This window comes from Dyella humi, assembly GCF_044904605.1.
GTDB lineage: Bacteria > Pseudomonadota > Gammaproteobacteria > Xanthomonadales > Rhodanobacteraceae > Dyella_B > Dyella_B humi.
Map to the genome: position 1 here is coordinate 613,387 of NZ_JADIKI010000023.1, position 22,620 is coordinate 636,006.

25 protein-coding genes are annotated in these 22,620 nt (G+C 56.6%); 14 read left to right on the forward strand and 11 right to left on the reverse strand.

Going from position 1 to position 22,620, the window contains the following annotated elements:
* The first annotated feature begins 83 nt into the window (after window positions 1-83).
* The 4 genes from ISP18_RS14135 to ISP18_RS14150 all read left to right on the forward strand — a co-directional run bounded on the left by ISP18_RS14135 (window position 84) and on the right by ISP18_RS14150 (window position 3,507).
* Window positions 84-383: a lipid-A-disaccharide synthase N-terminal domain-containing protein gene (locus tag ISP18_RS14135; RefSeq protein ID WP_380013075.1), complete on the forward strand. Its 300-nt coding sequence runs from the start codon at window positions 84-86 to the stop codon at window positions 381-383.
* On the forward strand, window positions 380-655 hold the full coding sequence (locus ISP18_RS14140) for a lipid-A-disaccharide synthase N-terminal domain-containing protein (protein WP_380013078.1): 276 nt from the start codon (window positions 380-382) through the stop codon (window positions 653-655). Before ISP18_RS14135 ends, ISP18_RS14140 begins: the two co-directional genes overlap by 4 nt.
* Window positions 656-676: 21 nt before the next feature.
* Window positions 677-2,863, forward strand: a complete 2,187-nt coding sequence (locus ISP18_RS14145) for an alpha-N-acetylglucosaminidase (RefSeq protein WP_380013081.1) — start codon at window positions 677-679, stop codon at window positions 2,861-2,863.
* A gap of 239 nt (window positions 2,864-3,102) precedes the next feature.
* Entirely contained in the window at window positions 3,103-3,507 is a 405-nt protein-coding gene (locus tag ISP18_RS14150; protein ID WP_380013084.1) for a DUF4440 domain-containing protein, read from the forward strand.
* 12 nt (window positions 3,508-3,519) lie between these two features.
* Here the strand turns inward: ISP18_RS14150 and ISP18_RS14155 are convergent, their stop codons facing one another.
* Window positions 3,520-4,209: an aspartate/glutamate racemase family protein gene (locus ISP18_RS14155; RefSeq protein WP_380013087.1), complete on the reverse strand. Its 690-nt coding sequence runs from the start codon at window positions 4,207-4,209 to the stop codon at window positions 3,520-3,522.
* Window positions 4,210-4,356: 147 nt separating this feature from the next.
* Between ISP18_RS14155 and ISP18_RS14160 the strand changes: the two genes are divergently transcribed.
* From ISP18_RS14160 to ISP18_RS14190, 7 genes are all read left to right on the forward strand, one after another.
* Entirely contained in the window at window positions 4,357-4,983 is a 627-nt protein-coding gene (locus ISP18_RS14160) for a hypothetical protein (RefSeq protein WP_380013090.1), read from the forward strand.
* A 123-nt stretch (window positions 4,984-5,106) separates the two neighbouring features.
* On the forward strand, window positions 5,107-7,521 hold the full coding sequence (locus tag ISP18_RS14165) for a hybrid sensor histidine kinase/response regulator (protein WP_380013093.1): 2,415 nt from the start codon (window positions 5,107-5,109) through the stop codon (window positions 7,519-7,521).
* Window positions 7,522-7,707: 186 nt separating this feature from the next.
* Window positions 7,708-8,217, forward strand: coding sequence for a RidA family protein (locus ISP18_RS14170; protein ID WP_380013096.1), 510 nt, complete (start codon window positions 7,708-7,710; stop codon window positions 8,215-8,217).
* A gap of 95 nt (window positions 8,218-8,312) precedes the next feature.
* The gene (locus ISP18_RS14175) at window positions 8,313-8,657 is read left to right on the forward strand and encodes a carboxymuconolactone decarboxylase family protein (RefSeq protein WP_380013099.1); all 345 of its coding nucleotides are present in this window, start codon (window positions 8,313-8,315) and stop codon (window positions 8,655-8,657) included.
* Window positions 8,658-8,956: 299 nt separating this feature from the next.
* On the forward strand, window positions 8,957-9,199 hold the full coding sequence (locus tag ISP18_RS14180) for a hypothetical protein (protein WP_380013102.1): 243 nt from the start codon (window positions 8,957-8,959) through the stop codon (window positions 9,197-9,199).
* Window positions 9,200-9,277: 78 nt separating this feature from the next.
* A complete protein-coding gene (locus ISP18_RS14185; protein ID WP_380013105.1) occupies window positions 9,278-9,463 on the forward strand; it encodes a hypothetical protein in 186 nt (61 codons plus the stop codon).
* 412 nt (window positions 9,464-9,875) lie between these two features.
* On the forward strand, window positions 9,876-10,058 hold the full coding sequence (locus tag ISP18_RS14190; RefSeq protein ID WP_380013108.1) for a DUF805 domain-containing protein: 183 nt from the start codon (window positions 9,876-9,878) through the stop codon (window positions 10,056-10,058).
* 160 nt (window positions 10,059-10,218) lie between these two features.
* Here the strand turns inward: ISP18_RS14190 and ISP18_RS14195 are convergent, their stop codons facing one another.
* Complete coding sequence (locus ISP18_RS14195; protein WP_380013111.1) at window positions 10,219-11,388, reverse strand: acyltransferase family protein; 1,170 nt, start codon at window positions 11,386-11,388, stop codon at window positions 10,219-10,221.
* A gap of 326 nt (window positions 11,389-11,714) precedes the next feature.
* On the opposite strand from ISP18_RS14195, the gene ISP18_RS14200 reads away from it, so the two are divergent.
* Entirely contained in the window at window positions 11,715-12,404 is a 690-nt protein-coding gene (locus ISP18_RS14200; RefSeq protein WP_380013114.1) for a class I SAM-dependent methyltransferase, read from the forward strand.
* 1 nt (window position 12,405) lies between these two features.
* On the forward strand, window positions 12,406-13,329 hold the full coding sequence (locus tag ISP18_RS14205; protein WP_380013117.1) for a hypothetical protein: 924 nt from the start codon (window positions 12,406-12,408) through the stop codon (window positions 13,327-13,329).
* A 146-nt stretch (window positions 13,330-13,475) separates the two neighbouring features.
* On the opposite strand, the gene ISP18_RS14210 is transcribed toward ISP18_RS14205, so the two are convergent.
* Both ISP18_RS14210 and ISP18_RS14215 read right to left on the reverse strand, forming a co-directional pair.
* Window positions 13,476-13,859 carry a hypothetical protein gene (locus ISP18_RS14210; protein ID WP_380013119.1) on the reverse strand — a complete coding sequence of 128 codons (384 nt, stop codon included), beginning with the start codon at window positions 13,857-13,859 and terminating at the stop codon, window positions 13,476-13,478.
* 62 nt (window positions 13,860-13,921) lie between these two features.
* The gene (locus tag ISP18_RS14215) at window positions 13,922-14,704 is read right to left on the reverse strand and encodes a hypothetical protein (RefSeq protein ID WP_404559528.1); all 783 of its coding nucleotides are present in this window, start codon (window positions 14,702-14,704) and stop codon (window positions 13,922-13,924) included.
* A 315-nt stretch (window positions 14,705-15,019) separates the two neighbouring features.
* Between ISP18_RS14215 and ISP18_RS14220 the strand changes: the two genes are divergently transcribed.
* Window positions 15,020-15,505, forward strand: coding sequence for a DUF3592 domain-containing protein (locus tag ISP18_RS14220; protein WP_380013125.1), 486 nt, complete (start codon window positions 15,020-15,022; stop codon window positions 15,503-15,505).
* Between the two features lie 133 nt (window positions 15,506-15,638).
* On the opposite strand, the gene ISP18_RS14225 is transcribed toward ISP18_RS14220, so the two are convergent.
* The 7 genes from ISP18_RS14225 to ISP18_RS14255 form a co-directional block, all read right to left on the reverse strand.
* Window positions 15,639-16,373, reverse strand: a complete 735-nt coding sequence (locus ISP18_RS14225) for a nuclear transport factor 2 family protein (RefSeq protein WP_404559529.1) — start codon at window positions 16,371-16,373, stop codon at window positions 15,639-15,641.
* A gap of 368 nt (window positions 16,374-16,741) precedes the next feature.
* Entirely contained in the window at window positions 16,742-17,248 is a 507-nt protein-coding gene (locus ISP18_RS14230; protein ID WP_380013131.1) for a hypothetical protein, read from the reverse strand.
* Window positions 17,249-17,353: 105 nt separating this feature from the next.
* The gene (locus tag ISP18_RS14235; RefSeq protein ID WP_380013134.1) at window positions 17,354-18,145 is read right to left on the reverse strand and encodes an OmpA family protein; all 792 of its coding nucleotides are present in this window, start codon (window positions 18,143-18,145) and stop codon (window positions 17,354-17,356) included.
* 183 nt (window positions 18,146-18,328) lie between these two features.
* Window positions 18,329-19,018, reverse strand: a complete 690-nt coding sequence (locus tag ISP18_RS14240) for a DUF4386 domain-containing protein (RefSeq protein ID WP_380013137.1) — start codon at window positions 19,016-19,018, stop codon at window positions 18,329-18,331.
* Between the two features lie 173 nt (window positions 19,019-19,191).
* Entirely contained in the window at window positions 19,192-19,881 is a 690-nt protein-coding gene (locus ISP18_RS14245; RefSeq protein ID WP_380013140.1) for a hypothetical protein, read from the reverse strand.
* 109 nt (window positions 19,882-19,990) lie between these two features.
* The gene (locus ISP18_RS14250; protein WP_380013143.1) at window positions 19,991-20,227 is read right to left on the reverse strand and encodes a hypothetical protein; all 237 of its coding nucleotides are present in this window, start codon (window positions 20,225-20,227) and stop codon (window positions 19,991-19,993) included.
* Between the two features lie 234 nt (window positions 20,228-20,461).
* Window positions 20,462-21,568, reverse strand: a complete 1,107-nt coding sequence (locus tag ISP18_RS14255) for a P-loop ATPase, Sll1717 family (RefSeq protein WP_380013146.1) — start codon at window positions 21,566-21,568, stop codon at window positions 20,462-20,464.
* Window positions 21,569-22,620: the final 1,052 nt, after the last annotated feature.

The window sequence follows — 22,620 nt, forward strand, 5'->3', positions numbered from 1 at the left end:
GGGGCCCCTGTCATATAGTTCACCTGTTTAGCTGTTGAATTCGGGGCAGCCCCTTCCGCCCCCGGACCTACCCGAGAATCTGAATGGGAACGTTTAACAACGCCTGGCTCGTGCTGGGTTTGGTCGGCCAGACGGTGTTTTCCGGTCGCTTTCTGCTGCAGTGGATCTACAGCGAATACAAGCGGCGCAGCGTGATACCCACGGTATTCTGGTATGCCAGCATCATCGGCGCGATGCTGCTGCTGTGCTATGCCTGCTACAAAAAGGACCCAGTATTCATCGTGGGCCAAGCCAGCGGTCTGCTGATCTATCTGCGCAACCTTCAGCTGCGTAATCGCAACAAGAAGGAACCCGAGCCCGAATCCTCGGAGCTTGCGTCATGACACTGGACCATCAAGTGCTCTGGATCGGTACGGGCCTGATCGGGCAGGTGTTGTTCGGCGTGCGCTTTCTGGTGCAATGGCTGTACAGCGAAGCGCGCGGCCAGAGCCTGATTCCTCCCGCGTTCTGGTATCTGAGCGTGGCCGGCGGCGTGATCCTCTTGAGTTACGCGATCCACCAGCGCGAAGCCGTCTTCATCATCGGCGAATCGGTGACCCTGGCCATTTTCCTGCGCAACCTGATCATGCTGCGCAAAGAACCCGATTCGGAATAACCCGGCACATCGGAGCGCGCCATGCATAAACGCTCGCTCCTGCTCTGGCTCACTGCTATCGCGCTGTTGACCGCAAGCACGGGCGCAGCCGCTTCCTTCGACACGCGCCCCGAACAAGCTGTACTCGCACGCCTGCTCCCTCATCAGGCGCAGCAATTCGAACTCGGCACGCTCCCGACTGCGAATGGTCACGAGCGTTTTCGCATTTCCAGTGCGAACGGCCACATCAAAGTGGAAGGCAGTACGCCGAGCGCCTTGCTGTTCGGTGTGAACTGGTATTTGAAATACGTGGCGCACGTGCAGATCTCGCCCAACGGCGACCGCGTCGGCTCCGCGCCGTTTCCATTGCCGACAAACGTGATCGAGCAGGAAACACCGTACGCCTATCGCTATGCGTTGAACGAAAACGTCGACGGCTACACCGCGCCTTACTGGGACTGGCCGCGCTGGCAGCGCGAGATCGACGTGCTGGCGCTATCCGGCATCAACGCGGTGCTGATCGAACGCGGCATGGACACCGTGCTCTACCGGACCTTTCGCGATGTCGGTTATTCCGATGACGAGATTCGCCGGTGGATCACCCAACCCGCGCATCAGAATTGGCAGCTGATGGGCAACCTGTGCTGCTTCAACGGACCGATCAGCACGGCATTGATGCGCAAGCGCGCGGTCTCCGCACAGAAGATCATCGCGCGGCTGCGTGAACTGGGTATCACGCCGGTACTGCCCGGGTTCTACGGCATCGTGCCGGCGGATTTCCAGCATAAGTCCCCCAAGGCGCACGTGGTGCCGCAAGGCGAATGGGCAGGTTTCACGCGGCCGGGCTGGCTCGATCCGCGCGATCCGATGTTCGCCAAACTGGCCGACGCGTTCTATCGCCATCAGCGCGAGCTGTTCGGCGACAGCAGCATCTACGACATGGAAGTGTTCCAGGAAGGCGGCGATGCCGGCGACGTGCCCGTGCCGGAAGCCGCGCGCGACGTGCAGAGCGCCTTGCTCGCCGCGCATCCGGATGCGCGCTGGATGATGTTGGCTTGGCAGGGCAATCCGCGGCAGGATCTGCTCGCGGGTGTGGACCGCAAGCATCTGTTGATCATCGATATCGATCACGATCGCGTGCCGCGCGACAACCGCCAGAAAGATTTCCAGGATGCCCCGTTCCTGTTCGGCGGCATCTGGGAATTCGGTGGCCGCATCACGCTGGGCGCGAACACCCGCAACATCACCGAACGACTGCAACGTCTTGGGCGCACCAACGACAACATGGCCGGCACCGCCGTGTTCACCGAGGGCATGGACACCAATCCGTTCGCCTTCGATCTGTTCACCGAAATGGCCTGGCGCAGCGCGCCGGTCGATCTCGCGAAGTGGACCACCGATTACGTGCAACGCCGTTACGGTGCAGCCGACCCGCACGCATTGGCAGCGTGGAACGTGCTGCTGCATACGGCCTATGACATCCGCATCGATCAAGTCGCGTTCAACAGCGAACGCGACGCGGCGCAAGAATCGCTGTTCAATGCGCAACCCAGTTTGACGGTCAATCGCGCGTCGAACTGGTCGCCCGAGGCGATGCGCTACAGCGCCGAGGCGTTCAAGCAGGCGCTACCGGACATGCTGCAAGTGGCCACTGCCCTGCGTGGCAGCGAAACCTATCAGTACGATCTGGTGGACATCGCGCGCCAGACACTGGCCAATGAAAGCCGCCTGCTTCTGCCGCAAATCAAGGCCGCCTACGACGCGAAGGATCGCACGCGCTTCGAGGCACTCACACAACGCTGGCTGCACCTGATGGATCTACAAGATCAACTGCTCGCCACCGATCGTTTCTTCCTCGTTGGCAACTGGCTTTCGCAAGTACAGCCATGGGCTTCCACACCTGCGGAACGGGCGCAACTCGACTACGACGCGCGCTCCTTGCTCACTACCTGGGGCGATCGCAAAGCCAGCGAAGGCGCCAGCCTGCACGACTACGGCAACAAGGATTGGGCGGGACTAACCCGCGATTACTATCGACTGCGCTGGCAAACTTACTTCCAAACACTCGATGACGCACTGCGCACCGGCGCATCCCCCAAGCCCATCGACTGGTTCGCGATGGGCGACCGTTGGAACCACGCGACGCAGCACTATGCTGATCAGCCGACCGGGGACGCGTATGAAGCGGCTGCGCAAGTCGCTCGCGCACTGCAGCTGATTGCAGAGTAGTGCATTAACCGCTTGCCCTCGTGATTCGACCGCTCGCCCCAAAACGGGGGCGTTCGTCACAAAGCGCGTGCCCATCTGCCGGGCAACGCCGATGCTCGGCGTACCCACAAGATCTTCAAAGGACGCGCATGAAAATTCTGAATCACTCCCGCTCACTGGGCATTGTCACAGTCACCTTGCTCGCTTGCGTGACGCTTCTGCCCAAAGTCACGTCTGTTCACGCCCAAGATTCAGCACCCATGGCAGCGGACGAAACGCAGCAGACGGAAGCCGGCGTGATGGCGGTCGATAATCATTGGAGCCTGGCCGAAATGACGGGCGACACCGCGTGGCTCGATCAGATGCTGATGCCTGAGTACCGCTCGGTGAACAACGACGGCACGGCGCACGCCAAGGCCGCGATCGTCGCCGGGGCCGCCAAGCGCAAAGGCACTAGTCTGGACAAGGCCAAGCTCGATTGGGCCACGTACCAAAAGGAGCATCCTTTCGGCAGCGCGGTGGTCGTGCATGGCAATACGGCCATCGTGTCTTTTTATGACCCAGCGCTCGGCCCTCAGCGCGGCGTGAAATCGTCGGACGTTTTCATCTACGTCGACGGTCATTGGCATGCGCTGTATTCGCAGCACACGGCCGTGCATGCATAGCTTTGTGACTGACTAACCGAGCGCCCACTCCGCCGCCTTGCGCGCATGAATGGCCGTGGTATCGAACAATGTCACCGACGCATCTTTCGCGCCGACCAGCATGCTTATTTCGGTGCACCCCAGAATGATCGCTTCGGCGCCTCGCGCAACGAGGTCCGCCATGATGCGGCGGTAGGCCTCGCGCGAGGCGTCGACGGTCTTGCCCAGGCACAGCTCTTCGTAGACCACGCGATGCACCAGGTCGCGATCGGCCTGCTCCGGTATCAGCGTCTGCAAACCATGCTGCGCCAGGCGATCGGCGTAGAACGGATGCTCCATGGTGAAACGCGTGCCAAGCAGGCCCACCTTGTGAAAGCCGACGGCGCGGATGTCGTCGGCCACGGCATCCACCACGTGCAGCAGCGGAATGCTCACCGCCGCCTCAATGGCAGGCGCCACCTTGTGCATGGTGTTGGCGCAAATCACCAACGCATTCGCACCCGCCGCTTCCAACCGGCGCGCGGCATCGGCGAGTACGCGCCCGGCGGCATCCCAGTCGCCCGCGTGCTGCATTTGGGCGATCTCATCGAAGTCGACGCTGTACAGCACGAGCCTGGCCGAATGCAGACCGCCCAGCCGCGTCTTGATGGTCTCGTTGATAAACCGATAGTAGGGAATGGTGGATTCCCAGCTCATGCCGCCGATCAGTCCAAGGGTTTTCATTCGTACGTCCTTACATCGAACCATGCGTAGCATGCCTGATGGCCAGGGCCATTCACGATAGGCATCGGGCCAATTTAAGGGAATTGAAGTTTTCGCGCGGCACGCCGATAGCCTGAAAGAAGTTCGCGGCGACCCAAGGAGCCCTGCATGATCAGCACCCAGCCCAATCTCGCTTACCTCAAGACTGCCTGGGCGGCGCATGCCAGCATCAGTGCCGAGAATTGCCGGCAGAGCTACCAGGAAGCGGGGATTTCGTTCGAGCGTTTCAATCACTCCTGGATTGTGCGCAAGAACGACACCCAGGTGTCGACCATGCCGCTGCGCTACACCCGCCAGGAATTGCGCATGGGTTTCCTGGGGCGCATCGAGCTGGAGGCGCGCAAGGCTGCTGCGGAGATCGAAGGCGTGCTGCTGCGAGACCTGGACCTGCCGGAAGAGCACACCCTGATCGTGGAGCTGGAGGAATCCATGCGCCATCTGCGCCGCCGCGGCAACCGCGCACTAGCGATCTTCATTGTGCCCACCACCGATGCGCCGACGTCCGACCGCATCGGGGTAGAAATCCAGGCGTTTCTGGATGCGCCCCGCGCCTGCCTGTACGCGCACCGCATCGATGCCGAAGGCTATACAGGCGCCGACCTGCTGGCCGGATGCTCCAAGCGCGAGCGTCATCCACGCGCCGCCACGTACGCCGAGCTCGGCCAGTGCATCGCGGCCACGCTCCGTATCGTGCTGGAAAAACGATTCCTCGCGCCTTTCGCACACGTGCAATAAGCGCCTAGTATCGTCATCGAAAACCGCAGCCCAGTTTGGCTGTTTTTTCACGCTTTCTTTACCGTCACCAGGGGCATCGTTTTCGCCTGAGTAGCGCAGATACTCAAGTCAAGGACGTCCAACGTGCCGAAAGAAATATACTCTGCGGCAATGGTCAGTGCCGTGCCGACCGGCCATAACCTGCTGAAAAATCTTCCGGTGGCGGTATACACGACCGACGCACAAGGACGCATTACTTTTTTCAACCACGCCGCGGTCGAGTTCGCCGGACGCACACCTAGCCTGGACGAAATGTGGTGCGTCACCTGGCGGCAGTTCCTGCCGGACGGCACGCCGCTACCGCACGATCAGTGCCCGATGGCGGTCGCCTTACGCGAACGCCGGGCGGTGCGCGGCATGGAAGGGTTGGCCGAACGCCCCGACGGTACGCGTGTACCCTTCATGCCCTATCCCACACCGCTGTTCGATGACAGCGGCGAACTGATCGGTGGCATCAACGTGCTGATGGATTTGTCCGATCAGAAGCGCTCGCAGGCCATGTTCGAACAGGCGCAGGAAGTGACTGAGCCACCGACGGGGTCGACCGAGCACCACGCCCAAGTGGTCGACAGTCTCGCCCGCTCCAAGCACGATTTCGAACTGCTGGTACGCAGCGTCACCGACTACGCCATCTTCATGCTGGATACCACCGGCCATGTCACCAGTTGGAACAGCGGTGCGGAAAAAATCACAGGCTATCGCACCGAGGAAATCATCGGACGCCACTTTTCCTGCTTCTATACGCTGGAAGACCAGGCTGCCGGCATTCCGCAACTCGTGCTGACCACGGCGCTGCGCGAAGGCCGCTATGAATCGGAAGGCTGGCGCCTGCGCAAGGATGGCACGCGTTTTTGGGCTAACGCAGTGCTCGACCCGGTGTGGGACAACGGCACGCTGATCGGTTTCGCCAAGGTCACGCGTGATGCCACTACGCGCCGCAACGCCGAACTTGCGTTGTTCGAAAGCGAGCGCCGTTTCCGAGGCATCGTGAACTCGGCGTTAGATGCCTTCGCGCAAATCGATCAGGAAGGCCGCGTTACCGAATGGAACCCGCAGGCACACGAACTGTTCGGCTGGTCGCGCGAGCAAGTACTCGGCAAGCCGCTGGCGAACCTGTGCTTTCCGCCCGGCGATGCAAACGCGCCGAACTGGCTAGCTTCCGTATGGCAAAACAACAAGACCAGGCAGACGCACCAACTCCAGGCCGTGAATCGCGCCGGGCGGCGCTTCACCGCCGAACTCAATGCCAGCGTGCTGATACTGTCCTCCGGTTCCTTGATGAACATCTTCATGCGCGACCTCAGCGAAAAGATCCAGATGGAAATACAGCTGCGCCAATCGCAGAAAATGGAAGCGCTAGGTCAGCTCACCGGCGGTATCGCGCACGACTTCAACAACATCCTGCAAGCCATCGCCAGCTCGCTGGAAGTGGTGGAACTTATCGGCCACAAGGAGCAGTTCACCAAGGCCGACAAGCACATCCAGAACGCGCTGAGTAGCGTGCGGCGCGCCGCCGCGCTCACCCATCGCCTGTTGGCATTCGCGCGCCGCCAGGCGCTCGATGCACAAGCGGTGGACGTGGGGGTGCTCATTGCCGGCATGAGCGAGCTGCTACGCCATTCCATCGGCGAGCACATCGCACTGCAGCTAGCGTTGCCGGACGATCTGCGGCCCGCGCACTGCGATGCGAACCAGCTCGAGAACGCCATTCTCAACCTGGCGATCAATGCGCGCGACGCTATGCCACGCGGTGGCCGCCTGCGCATCGAGGCGGCCAACGTCAACGGCGACGATCCCGCTGCCTTCACCGCGCTCGATCCTGACGGCAGCTACGTGAAGATCACCGTGGCCGACAGCGGCGCCGGCATGCCAGCCGACGTGAAAGAGCGCGCGTTCGACCCTTTCTACACCACCAAGCCGGTCGGCCAGGGCACAGGACTAGGGTTGTCCATGGTGTACGGCTTCACCCGCCAATCCGGCGGTCATTGCGTGATCGACAGCGAACTGGGCGAAGGCACGCGCATCACCCTGCTGCTGCCGCGTTACGTGGGTCCGGTGCAGCCCGCGGTGGAGCCGGTAGCCAATGTGGAGCGCCCCGCCGCGCGCGGCGAGCACATTCTGCTGGTGGAAGATCAGGGCGCAGTACGCGACGCTATCACCGAGGTGCTCGGTAAACTCGGTTACGTGGTGATGCAGGCATCCGACGGATTGGAAGGCATATCGATCGCGCTGGCGGGCAAACCGTTCGATCTGATCATCACCGACGTAGGCCTTCCCGGCGTCAATGGGCGCAGCCTTGCCGAAACCGTGCGCAGCAGGCAACCAAACGTACCGGTACTGCTAATGACCGGCTACGATCCCAGCGCCGCTCATTCGTCCCTTAGCCTGCCCGCAGGCATGGCGCTGCTGTCCAAGCCGTTCAACGTGGATGCGCTCAGTGAGCAGGTGCGGCGGCTGATCGAATGGCGCCACGCGAGACTGGAAACACGGCACTCCTAAATCACCCACGTCGCGCAAGAGAACGTCGAAAAAGAAATTCAACGACACCGATGAGTGGCGCGTGTGTGCCCGGTCGACGGGGATGGGCTGCGAAGACGCGTGCAACTTTCTCCGGCGTATGATTCGACGCGCGTCATCGCCCCGAAGCGACTTGTCGAACATCCCCTCTCATCAGGAATGCTGCCGATGAAATCGATCTTCCTTGCATCAACGCTTGTTCTGCTGACCGGTGCGTCGTTTGCCGCTGAGCAAACCGCCAATGTGCAGCGCATCAATCCTTCCACGCTGAGCGCGCCGCATGGCTATACCCACGTGATCACCGTCGACGGCGGACGCACGGTATACATCGCCGGACAGGTGCCGCTCGATCAGCATGGCCAGCTCGTTGGCGTCGGCGATTTCGCGGCACAAGTGCGGCAGACCTTCGAAAACCTCAAAGCCGCACTGGCAGCCGGCGGCGCGAATTTTTCCGATGTAGTGCAGATGACTACCTACGTAACGGACATGTCGCAGGTCGACACGTACCGGAAGATCCGCAACGAATACATGACCGGCCCTTTGCCCACGGCAACCCTGGTGGAAGTGAAAGGCTTGTTCCGCAAGGACGTGATGCTTGAAATGAGCGCAGTAGCCGTCGTGCCTGCGGCGGCACCGCATCCGTCCGTGAAGCCCGCGGAGCATACGCCCAAGGGTTGATGGCGGCCCATGCAGGCAATCACTAACGCGCGCATGATGGGCAGCGCAGCCGGGCGCCCTGCCCCGCCACCCTTGCCCACAATGAGGAACTTCCCATGTTGGATTGGCTCGATTACCGCAAGCAACTGCTGGGCCGCATCGGCGAGATCGGCAAACTCAGCCCCGACACCGTCGCCGGCTATCAGACCCTGTCCAAGGCCGGCCAGAAAACCGGCCACCTGGATGCCAAGACCCGCGAACTGATTGCCTTGGCTGTCGCCGTCACCACCCGCTGCGACGGCTGCATCACCGTGCACACCGGTGAAGCGCTGAAGCACGGCGCCACCCATGAGGAGATCGCCGAGGCACTGGGCGTGGCTATTGCCCTTAATGCGGGCGCCGCGCTGGTGTACTCGGCCAGGGTGATGGATGCGGTCGGGGCGCACGAGGCGGGGCACTGATAAGGTGCCTTAAAAAAAGCCTCCGCCGTACGGGTATCTCCATTCATGCCGGAATCGGCTCCCTCCCCTGCTTGCAGGGGAGGGTTGGGGTGGGGTGAGTACTAGCCGGAAACTTTCCCACAAGTGTTCACCCCCTCCCAACCTCCCCCTGCAAGCAGGGGGAGGGGCTTGCTCCATGCTTCTCCCACGGCACACCCGCCCCCACCCCATTTCAAAATCCGCCCCACCAAACGTCTCACATCAAGGCCGTCTCGCATCGGCCGATGACCTGGCTACCTGACGCGGTGACGGCTGTGCCCATGACCCTCCAAGAAATCGAGCAACGGCTTGCGGATTTGCAGGGCGCCATGCCGCGCCTGCTGCAGGACAACCACGGCACCGAGTTCTGGATCGAGTTTCTGGAGCGCGCCGATGCCATTCGGGACCGGGTATCGCTCGATCTCTATGACTGGGTCACCGAGCGGATCTACGAAGTGCTGGTCAGCTACGGCATTTCGCCGCCCTCGCAATGGATACTCATGGCGGCCGCCAGAGCTTCCTGATCCGATTCAAGGAAACCCAGCGCCGGTCGATAGGATTCTCAGGGCTTCAATCGATGCGGAGCCTTGGGGGGTTCCATCATGACTACATCATCCGTCGTTGCAGCACTGATGCTGCATAACCAATCCTGCTCCCAGTGCCGCATGGGCGAACCGTGCCTGGTCACCGAGCGTATCCAGGACGAATGGCTGCGACGGCAAGCCGCCAAACCATCCGAAGCAACCAAGATGAAGGCACCGTCCTGGCCGGCCGAACACGCGGCCTGATGTGCGCTTGAGCGACCAGCAGTCGTAAACCGGGCCGCTCCCTACGGAACGACCCGGCAGGTTTTCATTGCCTATGGATGCAAGCCGCTGATCGCCTCCAAAAAAACATCAGGTCAACGATGAAGCTGCACTCATAGGAGCAGTGCACGACCGCGCGCCATAACCGGCGCGCGTGATTTGCTGTTACAGGCATTCCCCAGCTATCGCCATTGTCGGCGGCACTCCCCAGCTTGCTTCAAGCTCTGCAACGCAATGTGCGCGGTAAGCGTCATGCAAGATGACACGTGCCGTCTCGAGGAAGCTGGGCAAGTTCGATGCGAATTTCGGCACGATCCAGGCATCGGCACCTTGCGCCTGCTCGGAGTAAGCTTGGCCCACTCCAATGGGGAGGAACCGGGGAAGCGAGGGGTTTATGCATCCGCATCCGTTCTTTGGTCTGGTCGCTGCCATCCTGGCCGTGATTCCCGCCTGGAAGATCGTCTCCAAAGCCGGCTACAACGGCGCGTGGTCATTGCTGATCTTCGTACCGCTAGTCAACATCATCATGATGTATGTGTTTGCGTTTAATCAGTGGCCCATAGAGAAGAAGCTCTAATCAATTCCGGATTCGTCGTCCCGGCGAAAGCCGGGATCCAGCGTCTTTAAGCATCTAAGAAGTCACTGGACCCCGGCTTTCGCCGGGGCGACGATTTATTCAGGCTGCGCATTGCCATGCATGCCGTAGCAGTGCTTATTCCGATGATTCGATATCAGCTTCATGGTCCGGTCACTTCGTGGCTGCGGGACTCACGAGTTGCAGCCTTTATGTTTAGCCAAGAAGGCAGCCGCATCTGAAGCAACAACTTACGTACCCATCTAGAAAGCGGAACTTCAACGTAACGAAAAGTTACCCAAGCACAGATCACAGCAGCAATAGGACGTGCGACAAAAAGCACAATCCGAAACGTACTGTGATCCATAGGAATGTGGGCAACGATACGGTACAAAACTTCAAAAACATAAACATGGATCAGATAGAGCGAATAGGAAATCTCGCCCATCCATACGGACCACGCAGGCACCTTGGCGGCGCCGATCTTTGCAAGCATCACCATGCCAAGGAAAAGAATGGCCACTGGCGCTGCCCAACCGCGCGGACCGAAGAAGTTCACCATCCCTACGCGATTCCATCCCAACAAAAGCATCGTGAACAGCAACGCTATGGTGGCGTAGACGATGGCACGCTGTTTAATTCTGAAACGACAGCCATATAACCAACCCGCGGCCATGCCTACTATGAAATCCCACACGATCGGATTGATGGGGAGATTCGCGTATCTCGACCATTCCACCAGTGGCTGCGATGCCACGCCGAGGTTATAACCTCCACGAAAGAGGGGAATCGCCATTAGGGTCAACGCAAACCATGCCGCCATCACCCCATAGCGCCAACGCCCGAAGAGCATGCAAGCGGCGAACACCAGGTAGAAATAGCACTCAAAGCACAAGGTCCAGGCGACGCCAACGGCCATCTGGAAATAAATACCTGACGCAGCCGGGTTGTGCGGAATAAAAGCTAACCCCTCCAGGTAAGGAAGAAAGATGGATGGATTAGTAAAGCCGTGAACGCCATGGTGATCCACGGCCACAGCCATCAACGTCACGACAGCAAACAAGGGCCAGATCCTGGCTGCGCGCTTGGCGACGAATCTCCAAGCATAGGCTTTGGTTCCATCGAAACTCTGAGTGGTCAACACCATCAGAAAGCCACTGATGACGAAAAACAGGTCAACGCCCATGCCCATCGGCAACAGTATGTGGTTGGCAACCGCCTTCCCCGCCTCAGTGTCCAGAAGAACACTACGGCTATGAACCATCACGACCATGAAAGCCGCGATACCCCGCAGCGCCTGCACCCACTCTAGCCTTTTCTCCGATGCACTCATCTTGGTGAGTGAGTACTTTCGCTCGTTTGGTTGTGAGGGCGCCGTACTTCCAACGGATATTGGATCAAGCTGCACACAGTGCTATCGCAGTTGATTTCCCTATCTCCTTCATTTGCCCTTATCCGGCACGCACCTTTTACGTTGTTTACGCGCTAGCAGTCGGTGACGAGCTTGCTTCAACAAGCTCGAGAGTTATGGCAGCACATGACAAAGAAGCCCAATGCCTAAGCTTCACGCAACCTTTCACTACTTAACCAGCACTCACCCGCGAAAGGCCCTTTCAGCCTGCGCTGGAAGATCGCTTAACGCATAACGCAGCCTGAGACATGCCGGGGGATCACGGCCGTCAAAACGGCAACGCATTTGTCAGCAAGGTAGTCGACGACATGCATACTGGTGAGCAGTACCACACGTTCATTCTTAGCTCGCAACGAGATCGGGTGGTGCGTGACAGGTTTCAGAAGATGGCGCTAGACTTTCTTCCTGATGGAGCAGACGTGCTCGATTTTGGTGCTGGCACCGGTATTGACGCAAAAGCGTTTTCCGCCAGGGGGCACCGCACCTTTGTGTATGAACCTTCGGAGGCGATGCACGAGTACTTGGCGGAGTATTGCCGTGACGAAATTGCTCGAAAAAGCATAGTCACGATTCCATCGCATCTCGCCTGCAGGGTGCAGGCAGTCACGGCGAACTTTGCAGTCCTCAATCATTTCGAAAGTCACACTTCGCTTTTTGAAGAGTTGTCACGCGTGGTCCCTCAGGGCGGCTTCGTCCTGGCCAGCATGCTCAATCCTTATTACCTCGGCGATGCGCGTTACGGTTGGTGGCGGGCGAATCTCATAAATCTTATGCGACGTGGCCACTACGCCATTGCAAGTGAAAGCCGCATCCATCGTTTTACGCCGCGTGTCGTGGCGCGAGCAGCGGCACCGTATTTCCGGTTGGAGCGCCTCACTCCGCGTGGCTTCGGATTGGCCACCCAGCTCTATATGTTCTTGCTATTCCGGCGCACCTGACATGTGGAAAGATTGGCTAAGGCCGTTCGTGCGTCCACTGCCGCAATGGTCTCCGGTTGCCATTGCTCCTCCATCACGGGTGGTCACCGCCACTTTGCATTGGGACGGCCAATCGGCAGATGTCACGGCAGACCACACGGTAGCTTCGCTCAAGCCACTCACAATTGCGACCAGCCTTGATGCCGGCCAACATCCCATACTTGAATACCGCGATAACGTCACAGGAAAGCTACTCGGCGTTTTGCGTCTGGCGCGGACAGCGTCAGTCACCACCGAAAAGACATCTCTCGCCCTCTACCACGTTGCAACTGGCGAACACCGCTGTCTAGTGTGGCCGCGTCGCTCATGGAACGCGTGGCTCCAGAACCGCAGCATGCTGAAGCATCGTTCGTCGAATCACCTCAATATGGAGCCTGCCACAGCACAGCAGCTCATGATCGCCTATCTATGTCCGCGCCCGGTGGTCCTTGTCTCTGTCGGCGCGCCAGGCCACCAAAATATGTTCCCAATGGATTTGATTGGCCCGCTGGAACGGAGTGGATTTTTTTCGCTCGCGCTACGCAGCACCAACGTTTCAGAGCCAACCATGCGCGAGGTGCGCAAGCTTGCTCTCTCTAACATTCCTTCGACAATGAAAGCGACTGTTTACAAGCTCAGCGAGCATCATAAGCAGCCGCTGATGGATTGGAATGCGCTTCCGTTTCCTGTTCGGCCATCGCGGAAATTTGGCATTCCAGTAGTGGCTGCAGCGTTACGCATTCAAGAGTTGACCATTGTGCATAGCCAGGTGATTGGCTCGCACACGTTCTTTCTTGGCCGCATTATTTCTGACGAGAATTTAGCGAAGGGCGCCCAACTGCATCACACGGCAGGCTTTCATCAAGCCTATCGTCACAGGCTGGATATGCCGTTTACGGTGGTATAGCCCGCGCAGGGCAGCAAGAATGATTGCACCTCCCGCCAGATCGATAGCCGCATCGATACACCAGCCGCGTTTGATGCAACGCCACTGTCGTGCGAAGCACTCCGAATAAATCTTCGTGTGCTTCGCACGCGCAGCGGATCAACTTCTTATGGCAGCGACGCCCCAAGCAAGCCCACCTTGTAGCCTGCCTCACGCAGCCGGCTGGTGGCTTTCATGCTCAACACCACCAGAATCACCAAGTTGACGAGCGGAATAAAACATCCGATCACCAACAGCACCTTGGTGCCGGTGGAATGTCCAAAGCCTCCGCAGAGGCGGAGGATACCGATGATCGACATCACCAATGCTACGAGGCTGGCTACCAACGCCAACCCACCAGATGAATGCTGGAGCGCGATGGTTATAAAGTTCAAGATGATCGAATAGATAATCAGCTTCTGGCCGCTAGCGATCTGCTGCAGTTCGGCACTGTCCGACGGACGATCATCAACCTGAGAACGCGGTGTTTCATACGGATTGTTGCTGCTCATACTTCCCCCTGTCAGCGTGAAGACAGCCTGCCGGCCAGCGCACAGCAGGCAATTGAAAACCCCTAAGCGGTAACGGCTGCGGACCCCTGCAGGCGCCGCATGCCCCCATGCATTCCCGCTACGTCCTTGTACACGCGCTTGAAGATGCCGCGCAAGGCCGGCTTGAGATGCGGCAAGGTCTGCTGCGGGTCCACGCCAAGCGCGATCGACACGATCGCATGCATGTGCAACACCTCCGCTTCCGATATATAGCCCTGCTGCCGCCACCGCCAACCCACATTCCCTTGGGAATACTGCGCGAATTGGAAGCGGGAGTTGGCGAGAAAGATGCCGAAGCCCAGGAACACCGCCGCAATATCGGTGGCCGGCTCCCACACCTCCCAGCCACCGGGCGGCGGTTCGGGAGACCCCGCTGTGCGGTAATGCGCAAGCTCGTGAGCGAAGGTAGCCACCATCGACATGGGATCGCGCAATTGACGCGGGTGATAGGTAATCAGCGCCCCGCCTTCCTCCAATTTGCGAAAGGTCCCGGCGGGCGAACTTGGCGCATCCTTGACGAATGCCTGCGGCGAAACCATGGGATTCGGATCGTCTTCCTGGCACTGCAAGGTGCATGGCCAATCCGCCATACCGGCGTAGACCTTGACCTGATGGAAGATCATTTCCGCGAAGGCGTGCCCTTGCGAACCGTCATGCGGAAAGAATTGCGGCGTGGGCAGGATCAGCCGGCGTTGCCTGAAAGCCTCGATGCCACCGGTATGTTCGAGTAGCCATTCGAAGCAGTCCAACTGCCATTGGGTCAACTCGGCGTCTAACAGCCGTCCTTTGCGAAACAGTCCGAACATGAATCCCCCGATCATGCCTGAGCTTCCAATAATGCCGCACAGAATTGACTACCAGCAAATCAATTCTGTTTCTTGCTCTGCATACCCCTGGGATTGATGAATCCGGCAGCCCTAAAAAGCCTAAGCTCGCGTTCGCGACCTATCGGAACCAGACCTCGTTAGCGGTAGAGTGCGTCACAATGCTGACACAAATGATCGCCATAACGATGGCGACCGTGTATCGGATCTGCAGACCTTTTCGGCAGAATACGGCCTGTATAGCGTCCTTTGCATCTAGGGATGTCCAGGTAGAAATGCGCAAGCAGGGGGGCCTCAATGAATATCCTTTTTCCGTCTCTTTTCAGCCTCATATTCATTTTCATTGGGGTTGTCGCTATCAACTTTGGGCGAAATACCGCGGCCAAGGCGAAGCAAAGCTTGTCTTGGCCCACGACGGAGGGGGAAATTGCGCATTCGGCGGTCCTGTATCAAACGGATACATCAGCTACGGCGGACAATGCCTCGACGTATAAAGCCGATGTCGTCTATCGTTACAAGGTGCATGGCAAGAGCTATTCGTCTTCCAAAATCTCCTTTTTGGATCTCGCCTCTACAACCAACCGCGCGCAAAGCGTGGTAAGCCGCTATCCCGACAATTCCACAGTTCAGGTTTACTACAACCCGACCAACCCTGCCGAGGCTGTACTGGAGCCCGAAAGCGTAAGCGGGATTACGTTTCTATACGTTTTCGGAGGCCTGTTCGCTGCAGCTGGGCTTTTCTTCCTGATCATGAGCTTGACGGGGCACGTGCACGTTCATTGATTGGCGGCGAAGCGCGTAGGCTGGGATGACAATCCCAGCAGTTGTGCGTGGAGGTACGCCTGGGATTTTCATCCCAGCGCGCTCACAATTGCGGGGATTCACATCCTGGCTATGTGCTGCACGTGAATATGGCTCAGGGTGAGGCGTCCAATACCTTCGTTGCCACCGCAACCGGCCCACCTTTTTCGATGACGGTCAATGTCGTTGCGTTCCCTGTGAATTCGAATTGCAGGTCACGCTCCAGGGCGAAGAAATGGGTGCCACTGCTTGGATAAAGCGAAACGCTTACGTGACTGGCCTTGAGGCGAAGATGGCTGCCTTCGACGCTTACAACAATATCGCCATCGCGAGGCGATACGTAGCGCCCGGCAAACGCGCTCAACTCCTTGGGCGACAAAGTCAGCGACGGACGCGGTGGCTGATAAGGCGCAGGTCCATGGTCATAACTGAGGATGCGATGCATCTGCCACATGCCGCCCACTTGCTTCCATAAGATGGTGAAAGCGGCCTGCCCGTCCAGATATTCGCGCTTGCCGGTTTCCGTCACATAAAAGCGATGCATGCCTGTTTCGATCTCGTAGCCGCCTGCCATGGCGTGGAAATGCACGCTTTCCGGAACCTCCTCCCTTCTAATTTTCCTCGCCGAATCACCACAGATGCCGTGTTCGATCGAATCAACGACACCGGTGCGCGTAGCTGTCAGGCCAGACTTGTCATGATAGAACTCGACGTCTTGGGTCAACAAGGGCGCCATCGCCTTTAAATCGCATGCGTTATAGGCCCGCCAGTAGGTTTCGTCTGCGGCCTTTATCCGCGCATCAACAGCCGACTCTTCCGCCAGCAGCGGCGACTGCATGAACAGCGCCACGATCCATAACGTGATCAATACGTAGCGACCAGCCATAAATGCCTCCTGCCTTTTCCTGAAAGAAGTCGAGCATCCGGCAAGCCAGTCGTCGCGTGCAGGAAGTAACTCGTACCTTTGCCCTAGGCCGGTTCACAAGCCAACCCCGTGAAGGCCCCATCCAACGATTGGGCGCATGGTGGCTTCCACACATTGAACTACGCTCCACGGCTAAACGGCAGGACGTGAGCGAGTCAAATGATCAGCAAGAGAGCAGCCGTTAACCTCAAAACCAAAGCATGACGCGGCTTGTGGTTGCGCAATATTCGCTGAAACCATCGCCCCAACTCATCGTTCCTGTCCCTGTCTTTCATGAAGGAAATCTCGGCGTCCTAGCCCTTCAACGTTGCGCCCAGTACAGCCTCCAGTGCCGCACTAAGAAGTGGATGCGCCAGAAATTCCTTTAATTTCGACCTGGCTTCATGCTTTTCCTGTTCCGAGTGATCGGACATCTCGATTCTATTTAGAAGGTTCTGCTCGAATGTCGACACGCTTATAGACGTAGTCGTCGTCTCAACGTTGTGCACGATACTTCCGCCCGTCGCAACGATGATTTTGATCAGGCTGAAATCCATCTTGGGCAGCCCTGCGCCAATGCCGATCAGCCCCTTCCCTTTGTCCGTGAGATCGTAAGGGCAGGTTATTCGGTCTTCAATAATCGTTGAAACCAACCCCGGAAGTTTGACGATGAGACCCTCGGAAACGAGAGCATCGGCCATTACGTTCAAATCCTCCATCGAAAGATCAGGAGCGATAACTTCTGGCACAACGGTAGCCGGCATTACAGACGAGATATAGCTGCCCATCAAAATGGCATGTCGAGCACTAAACTCACTCATGGCAGTCCCCTCTTTATCGGTTCATGATCAAGGCACGCTGCTTTCGATGCGACTAATGTCAAGCTGTATCAGGAAGTGAACCTGGAACCGCTTTTTGATCAATTCTCACTGCTGCTTCATCAACTCGACACGCCTGTTCTTCGCGCGCCCTTCCTCGAGGCGATTGTCGGCAATCGGCATTTCCTGCCCGAAGCCGCGTGCTGTCAGGCGCGACGCGTCGATACCCTGCTTGACCACGGCCTGCATTACCGCCTTGGCGCGCTGGAGAGACAGCGCCTTATTGGCTGCGGGCGAGCCGACGTTGTCGGTATGGCCATCGATCGAAATCTTGAGGCCTGGATTGGCCTTGAGTAGCGCCACGATTTGCGCGACCACAGGCTCACCCTCAGGCTTGATATCGGATTTATTGGTATCGAAATTGACGTATAGGGCGACGAAACCAACCTTGTTGATCGCTTGATACATCGCGTCTGCCGTGATCAGTTGCTGACGCACCTGTGGCTCGATAAAGGTCAGCGAATAATAGTGCGCGTGGTTGCCTTCGGGTTCTACCGAAACGTAAATATCGCCTTCGGGACGCGTCAGCTTCAATACGCGGGAGGCCAGCACGCTGTCCGATTGATTGAGCTCAACGGCGCCGATGCCCTTCAAAGCAGTGACATAGTTGGCCACGACCTCCATCGGTGCAATTTCCGGATTAGCTCGGTAGTAGCGGATGTAGGTGATTTTTCCCTCCGCGTGAAACGGCAGATCGGGCTGCCCTTGGCGTGCCAGCTTTTCGTCAAACACGTCGTAGTCGTGTACGTAGTACTCATAAATCGTGAAACCGGGGAGCCGCGGTACGAGCGGATGATCCTGTCCCTTTTCACCGGCGAAGACAGCAAGCGGCAGGAACAAAAACAATGCGACAAATAATCTTCTGAGCATTTGGCTTCCTTGACGATTTGAAAAAAGCGGCCTTGTTTTTCAACACAGAGGAAAGAGATACCTACTGGTGATCCAACCCTTCCCCTGGCGGCACTTCAGAAAAAGTACTCTGACCCTTTGCTTGCTTCTTATTAGTTGTTGCTTCCCATGTACTCAGCCAACGGCATGTTTTGGTTTTCTCACCCCAACGATCAGAAGCCACAAGCAGATTCCGATTTCACCAAATGTGGCCGGCAGCATGACGAAGCTCGGTATCGTGGCGTGCGGAAAAACTATTTGCGCGAAGTAGCTGATCAGATAGCTGAAGCATCCCATCATCAACAGAATGCCAAGGACTTTCGGAAGAAATCCCGACTTGAACACCAGATAGCCGAAAGGAAGTAACCAAAGTCCCCAAAATATCTCGGATACGAAAACCTTATGGTTGTACGCATCCATCAACAACATGACTCTTTCGCGCAGCTGGTCCGGGGTAAAAAGCTGCTTGTATTTGTCGCCATCCACGAGCGAAAGAATATCCATCTGATTCGCCAGCGCGACGAAGTAAATGGGCACACAAGCCACAGCCAAAGCCACCATGAGCACAGCCATGTCTCTGTTAACCGAGCTGAGCAACTTGTAGAGCGCTAAAGGCAATATCAGAAAGGCGACGTAGCCTAGCGCACCGGAGGCAATACCAAGACGGAAAATCAGCTCATTCGAGACGATGTTGGTAACCGCCATGGCTGCATCACCATGCGCATCAACACGCGATGGCACGACGATGAGACTAAATATGCCGGTGACGACGGTCAACAAATACAACAAGCCCGCGACACGCGCCGTCCTATTGTTCGCATCCATATGCCCGCCCCACGGATCGCCAACTTGCAGAAGAAGTATCTGTTGAATAGTCGACCACAGTCTGTTGTCGCGAGAATGACACGCCGGCCTTGGCTTGCATATGGACGTTAGTCATAGGGTGCGCAAAATGGAAAAAGGTGTCTGAGCCCCCCCTTTTTTCCACCAACTCCTACTCAGCGATGTCGATATACACCGTTAAAACGAACGTTCATACCGCCACAATTGCCATTGTCACTTACGACAAGTACATCTCCGATCAATCGAAGCGTTACGTGGCAACTATCGTTGCCATCACCTTCTGAAAACTCCACCACATTGCCGACCGGATTGCTTTGTCCGTTGAAATCTCCAACGTTCGGACCGCCTGGCGCTACGTTGGCAGGCGGATTTTCTGAAGGCCAAAAGGCGTGCCCCTCCCCCACAAGCTGAGCACCTTGCAGACGGATGCTGATGGTGTCGTCTCCATCTTTCCAAAGACCTGCCCATGCCTTAAGAGAAGGGCTCTTGTTAACGGGGATAAGTGACAACCGCGCCTGTTCCACCCATCCCGCACTGCCGCCTTTGCGGTTCGGATAGAACGCACATACATGGGTGCCGTGAGTGTTACCCGTGATCAGCACATCGCCTGGCAGCACATAACCCCAACCAGTACAGTCGGTCGGCTTTGAAGTGCAACCATCCGCGCCCAGCATAAAATTCAAATGCCCTTCGCCGATAACCTTGGCCAATCCGAACGTACTTTGCTCACTTGCAAAGCTTCCGTTCGCACACACAAGATCCATCGACTGGCCTTCGGCCGCCATGGCGGAGCTGCCGCCACATATCAAAGCGGCGATGAGCGCAAAACGAGCAACCTTCTCCATCCCATTTCCCCCAGGCACGACCATCAAGAGTAAGCCTCCAAGGGCAACGCGATCCCTGGATCATTTTTGCCCCAACCTAACCTGGCATCGTTCTTTCTGTAACGCTGCGTTATGCCCGGCGCGCCAACGCTTTCCTGGCCCGCAGATAGATGGTCACTGCATAGACCAAAAAGCCAACGCCAAGGATGACAGCGAAATCCAGCATTCCCGATGGCGATTTCAGTCCCCAGACAATGAACACCACGCCCATGAACGCAAAGAACAGGGGGCCAATCAGGATATTTTTTGGAGCGGCAGCAATAGCTCGCTGGTTTCGCTTGGCCAATTCGTTATAGAACTGCACCATTGATTCGTGTTCGCCCTTGCATGACAGGCCGTGACCCAAATCGACGACGCACTGATGGCAAAGACCTTTGGAGCATGCTCTGCACGTACCCACAGCCACAGTGTCTGGGTGGTTGAAGCAATTCATAAGCCCCCCGGTAATCATTCGCTTATCTAAGAAGACAAGGTAGAAAAACACTTCAACTAATTGGGAAAAGAGTTCTGACCCCCGATCGTTCCTTATCGTTCCTGGAATTCAATCCTGGGAACTTGACCACTTCCACGCGTCATCTGACTTAATACGAAGCGCTCTATGAAACATGCGATGTACACGAAACGATATCGCCCTCTTCATATCCCCTTGAGTAAGCACCTCTCCTCCTCTATAACTCCAGATCCAGGCCGACTCGGTGGACATTTTCACCCCGATCATTCCCACATGATAGAGAAGCTGAAGACTTGCCGAGGTCAAGTCGGCCAATTTTTTACTTGAGCCAGGGGAAAGCAAAGACTCACACAGCTTGCCAATATCGTCATTGAAAGCACGCCCGGCGATTCCGGACGCCAATTCGTTCAGGGCGGTATCGGAAAAAGCGGAACGCGTAAAGGTTTCTGCAAACCCTTGGATAGACTCTGCTACACGCTGAAGGCTAGGGTAACGAGCGAGCCATTCGTCGTATAGCGACTTCAATCGGCCCTTGGAATATTTTTCCTCAGCATCGTGAATAACCTGCCAAGAAATTCTTGGACGACCCTCAGCCTGATCTAAACACTGATTGACATAAGAGATAACATCTCTAGGCCGATCAAAAGTTCGCTCCATAATATAGTTTATGGGCGAAATCCCTTTTCTATTACTTGGAAATAGATCGGCGAGATCCATGCCTATATCTGCGTACTTGTGCCTGAAGACCTCATTGATTCGCTTCTTGATTAGCTCAATTAGCTCAACTTCTGTCCATCTTATTCTTGCATAGTAAGCTTCGTATTTCTCTTCCTGAAATCCACCATCCCTAATTTCATCATAGACTCGCTCTAATAAATCATCTCGCAGAGCAATAGCAATTTTCACATTGGAAACCCTCCTGAATACTTTAATTTCTTCAATTAAAGCACGGATGAGCTTGCATTTAATTTTAGAAGTAACCCATTCCTCATCCAACCTATCTAACACCAAGAAGTATCGACGCTGAGGGTCGTCAAATACATCACTGTTCAAAAAGTTAAGAATCTCGCCTGTAGGTTCCACCATAAAATTGAACACATGTTCAAGAAAAATCAACGCTTTACCATTTATCGGTACCGCAACCTTTGAACAAAAGAAGCCCCATATAAATGAATTTTCGCGCCCGGACCAATGCATAAGATTGAATTTTCCGGGATACCTTATCAAGCATTTGAATTTACTTGTTTTTTTGACGCCAAGTCAGAAAATAAAACCTCCGCATCACTGGCGACCTATCCGCGCTACAGAGTGCCTGGCTCAATGAGTTAGTCGCCGCTCGCAGATTGCGAGGACATAGCGTTATCGCTTAACAGCCTTCGTTTGTTTAATGAGATCCTGTATTTCCTGCTCAGACAATCCTTTCAGTTCGCTATATGCTTCATCGGTCGCCACTTTGTTGCCGGTTCCTTCGCCTATGAGGTGATGCCCGCTAGCAGTTGCTTGGAACATGAAGTAGAACGGGCCCGCGGAATTTCCAGGCGCAGACACAACAACAACCGAGCGCCCGTCCGAGCAGCTGTAGACCCGCCACTGGCTGTTGCCAAAGACCTTTGGTATTGGCCCAATGTCGCACTTTAGCTGTGGTGACGCGGGGCCAGGGACTTGCGCCAGACAGCAACCTGTGGCTAGGAACATAATTATCGCATCGGCCGAAATGAAATGTGACATGGCAAGCCCTCTAAAGTTGCGGGAGTTTTTTTGCACCTACTTTGCTATGTTGAATAATCCAAAACAACAAGCCTGACGTAGCTGCAGCCAATGAATTTATTAGAACTCCCTTTGACATAGGGCTTGCTGGATGACTAGTCAAAATCGTCACTAACGCTCCAATTGAAAACCCTGACAGAGTGCCTGTCCACCAGCGGAACACGTTTAGTCGCGACAATAAGCGATAGAGCGGGTAGCCAAGTACGACGGTGAACCCGAACGCGCATACATACACGATGGACGAAAACACAATGATGGTAGGCACGTTAAATGTGGTATACAAAATTGACTCCACAATTCCAACGCCAACAATGGGCATTGGGGCCACCAAGCATCCAATCACTTCCGCTGCGCTTCGAAATATAACGGGTTGATTACTTTCCACAGCCGCATTTCTTTGAAGCATTGGAAATCAACCTGTCCATGATCAAACTCAAGAACAACACTACGCGTTTAGCGAAATCCATCCGCTAATCCCCTGT

Coding starts and splice junctions, on each gene's coding strand:
- ISP18_RS14240 (WP_380013137.1), bottom strand. CDS start 19,018: ATGGATGCGAACAATAGGACGGCGCGTGTCGCGGGCTTGTTGTATTTG.
- ISP18_RS14170 (WP_380013096.1), top strand. CDS start 7,708: ATGAAATCGATCTTCCTTGCATCAACGCTTGTTCTGCTGACCGGTGCG.
- ISP18_RS14155 (WP_380013087.1), bottom strand. CDS start 4,209: ATGAAAACCCTTGGACTGATCGGCGGCATGAGCTGGGAATCCACCATT.
- ISP18_RS14140 (WP_380013078.1), top strand. CDS start 380: ATGACACTGGACCATCAAGTGCTCTGGATCGGTACGGGCCTGATCGGG.
- ISP18_RS14195 (WP_380013111.1), bottom strand. CDS start 11,388: ATGAGTGCATCGGAGAAAAGGCTAGAGTGGGTGCAGGCGCTGCGGGGT.
- ISP18_RS14250 (WP_380013143.1), bottom strand. CDS start 20,227: ATGGTGCAGTTCTATAACGAATTGGCCAAGCGAAACCAGCGAGCTATT.
- ISP18_RS14190 (WP_380013108.1), top strand. CDS start 9,876: ATGCATCCGCATCCGTTCTTTGGTCTGGTCGCTGCCATCCTGGCCGTG.
- ISP18_RS14180 (WP_380013102.1), top strand. CDS start 8,957: ATGACCCTCCAAGAAATCGAGCAACGGCTTGCGGATTTGCAGGGCGCC.
- ISP18_RS14135 (WP_380013075.1), top strand. CDS start 84: ATGGGAACGTTTAACAACGCCTGGCTCGTGCTGGGTTTGGTCGGCCAG.
- ISP18_RS14150 (WP_380013084.1), top strand. CDS start 3,103: ATGGCAGCGGACGAAACGCAGCAGACGGAAGCCGGCGTGATGGCGGTC.
- ISP18_RS14175 (WP_380013099.1), top strand. CDS start 8,313: ATGTTGGATTGGCTCGATTACCGCAAGCAACTGCTGGGCCGCATCGGC.
- ISP18_RS14255 (WP_380013146.1), bottom strand. CDS start 21,568: ATGCATTGGTCCGGGCGCGAAAATTCATTTATATGGGGCTTCTTTTGT.
- ISP18_RS14160 (WP_380013090.1), top strand. CDS start 4,357: ATGATCAGCACCCAGCCCAATCTCGCTTACCTCAAGACTGCCTGGGCG.
- ISP18_RS14200 (WP_380013114.1), top strand. CDS start 11,715: ATGCCGGGGGATCACGGCCGTCAAAACGGCAACGCATTTGTCAGCAAG.
- ISP18_RS14205 (WP_380013117.1), top strand. CDS start 12,406: ATGTGGAAAGATTGGCTAAGGCCGTTCGTGCGTCCACTGCCGCAATGG.
- ISP18_RS14230 (WP_380013131.1), bottom strand. CDS start 17,248: ATGAGTGAGTTTAGTGCTCGACATGCCATTTTGATGGGCAGCTATATC.
- ISP18_RS14245 (WP_380013140.1), bottom strand. CDS start 19,881: ATGGAGAAGGTTGCTCGTTTTGCGCTCATCGCCGCTTTGATATGTGGC.
- ISP18_RS14210 (WP_380013119.1), bottom strand. CDS start 13,859: ATGAGCAGCAACAATCCGTATGAAACACCGCGTTCTCAGGTTGATGAT.
- ISP18_RS14220 (WP_380013125.1), top strand. CDS start 15,020: ATGAATATCCTTTTTCCGTCTCTTTTCAGCCTCATATTCATTTTCATT.
- ISP18_RS14215 (WP_404559528.1), bottom strand. CDS start 14,704: ATGTTCGGACTGTTTCGCAAAGGACGGCTGTTAGACGCCGAGTTGACC.
- ISP18_RS14145 (WP_380013081.1), top strand. CDS start 677: ATGCATAAACGCTCGCTCCTGCTCTGGCTCACTGCTATCGCGCTGTTG.
- ISP18_RS14185 (WP_380013105.1), top strand. CDS start 9,278: ATGACTACATCATCCGTCGTTGCAGCACTGATGCTGCATAACCAATCC.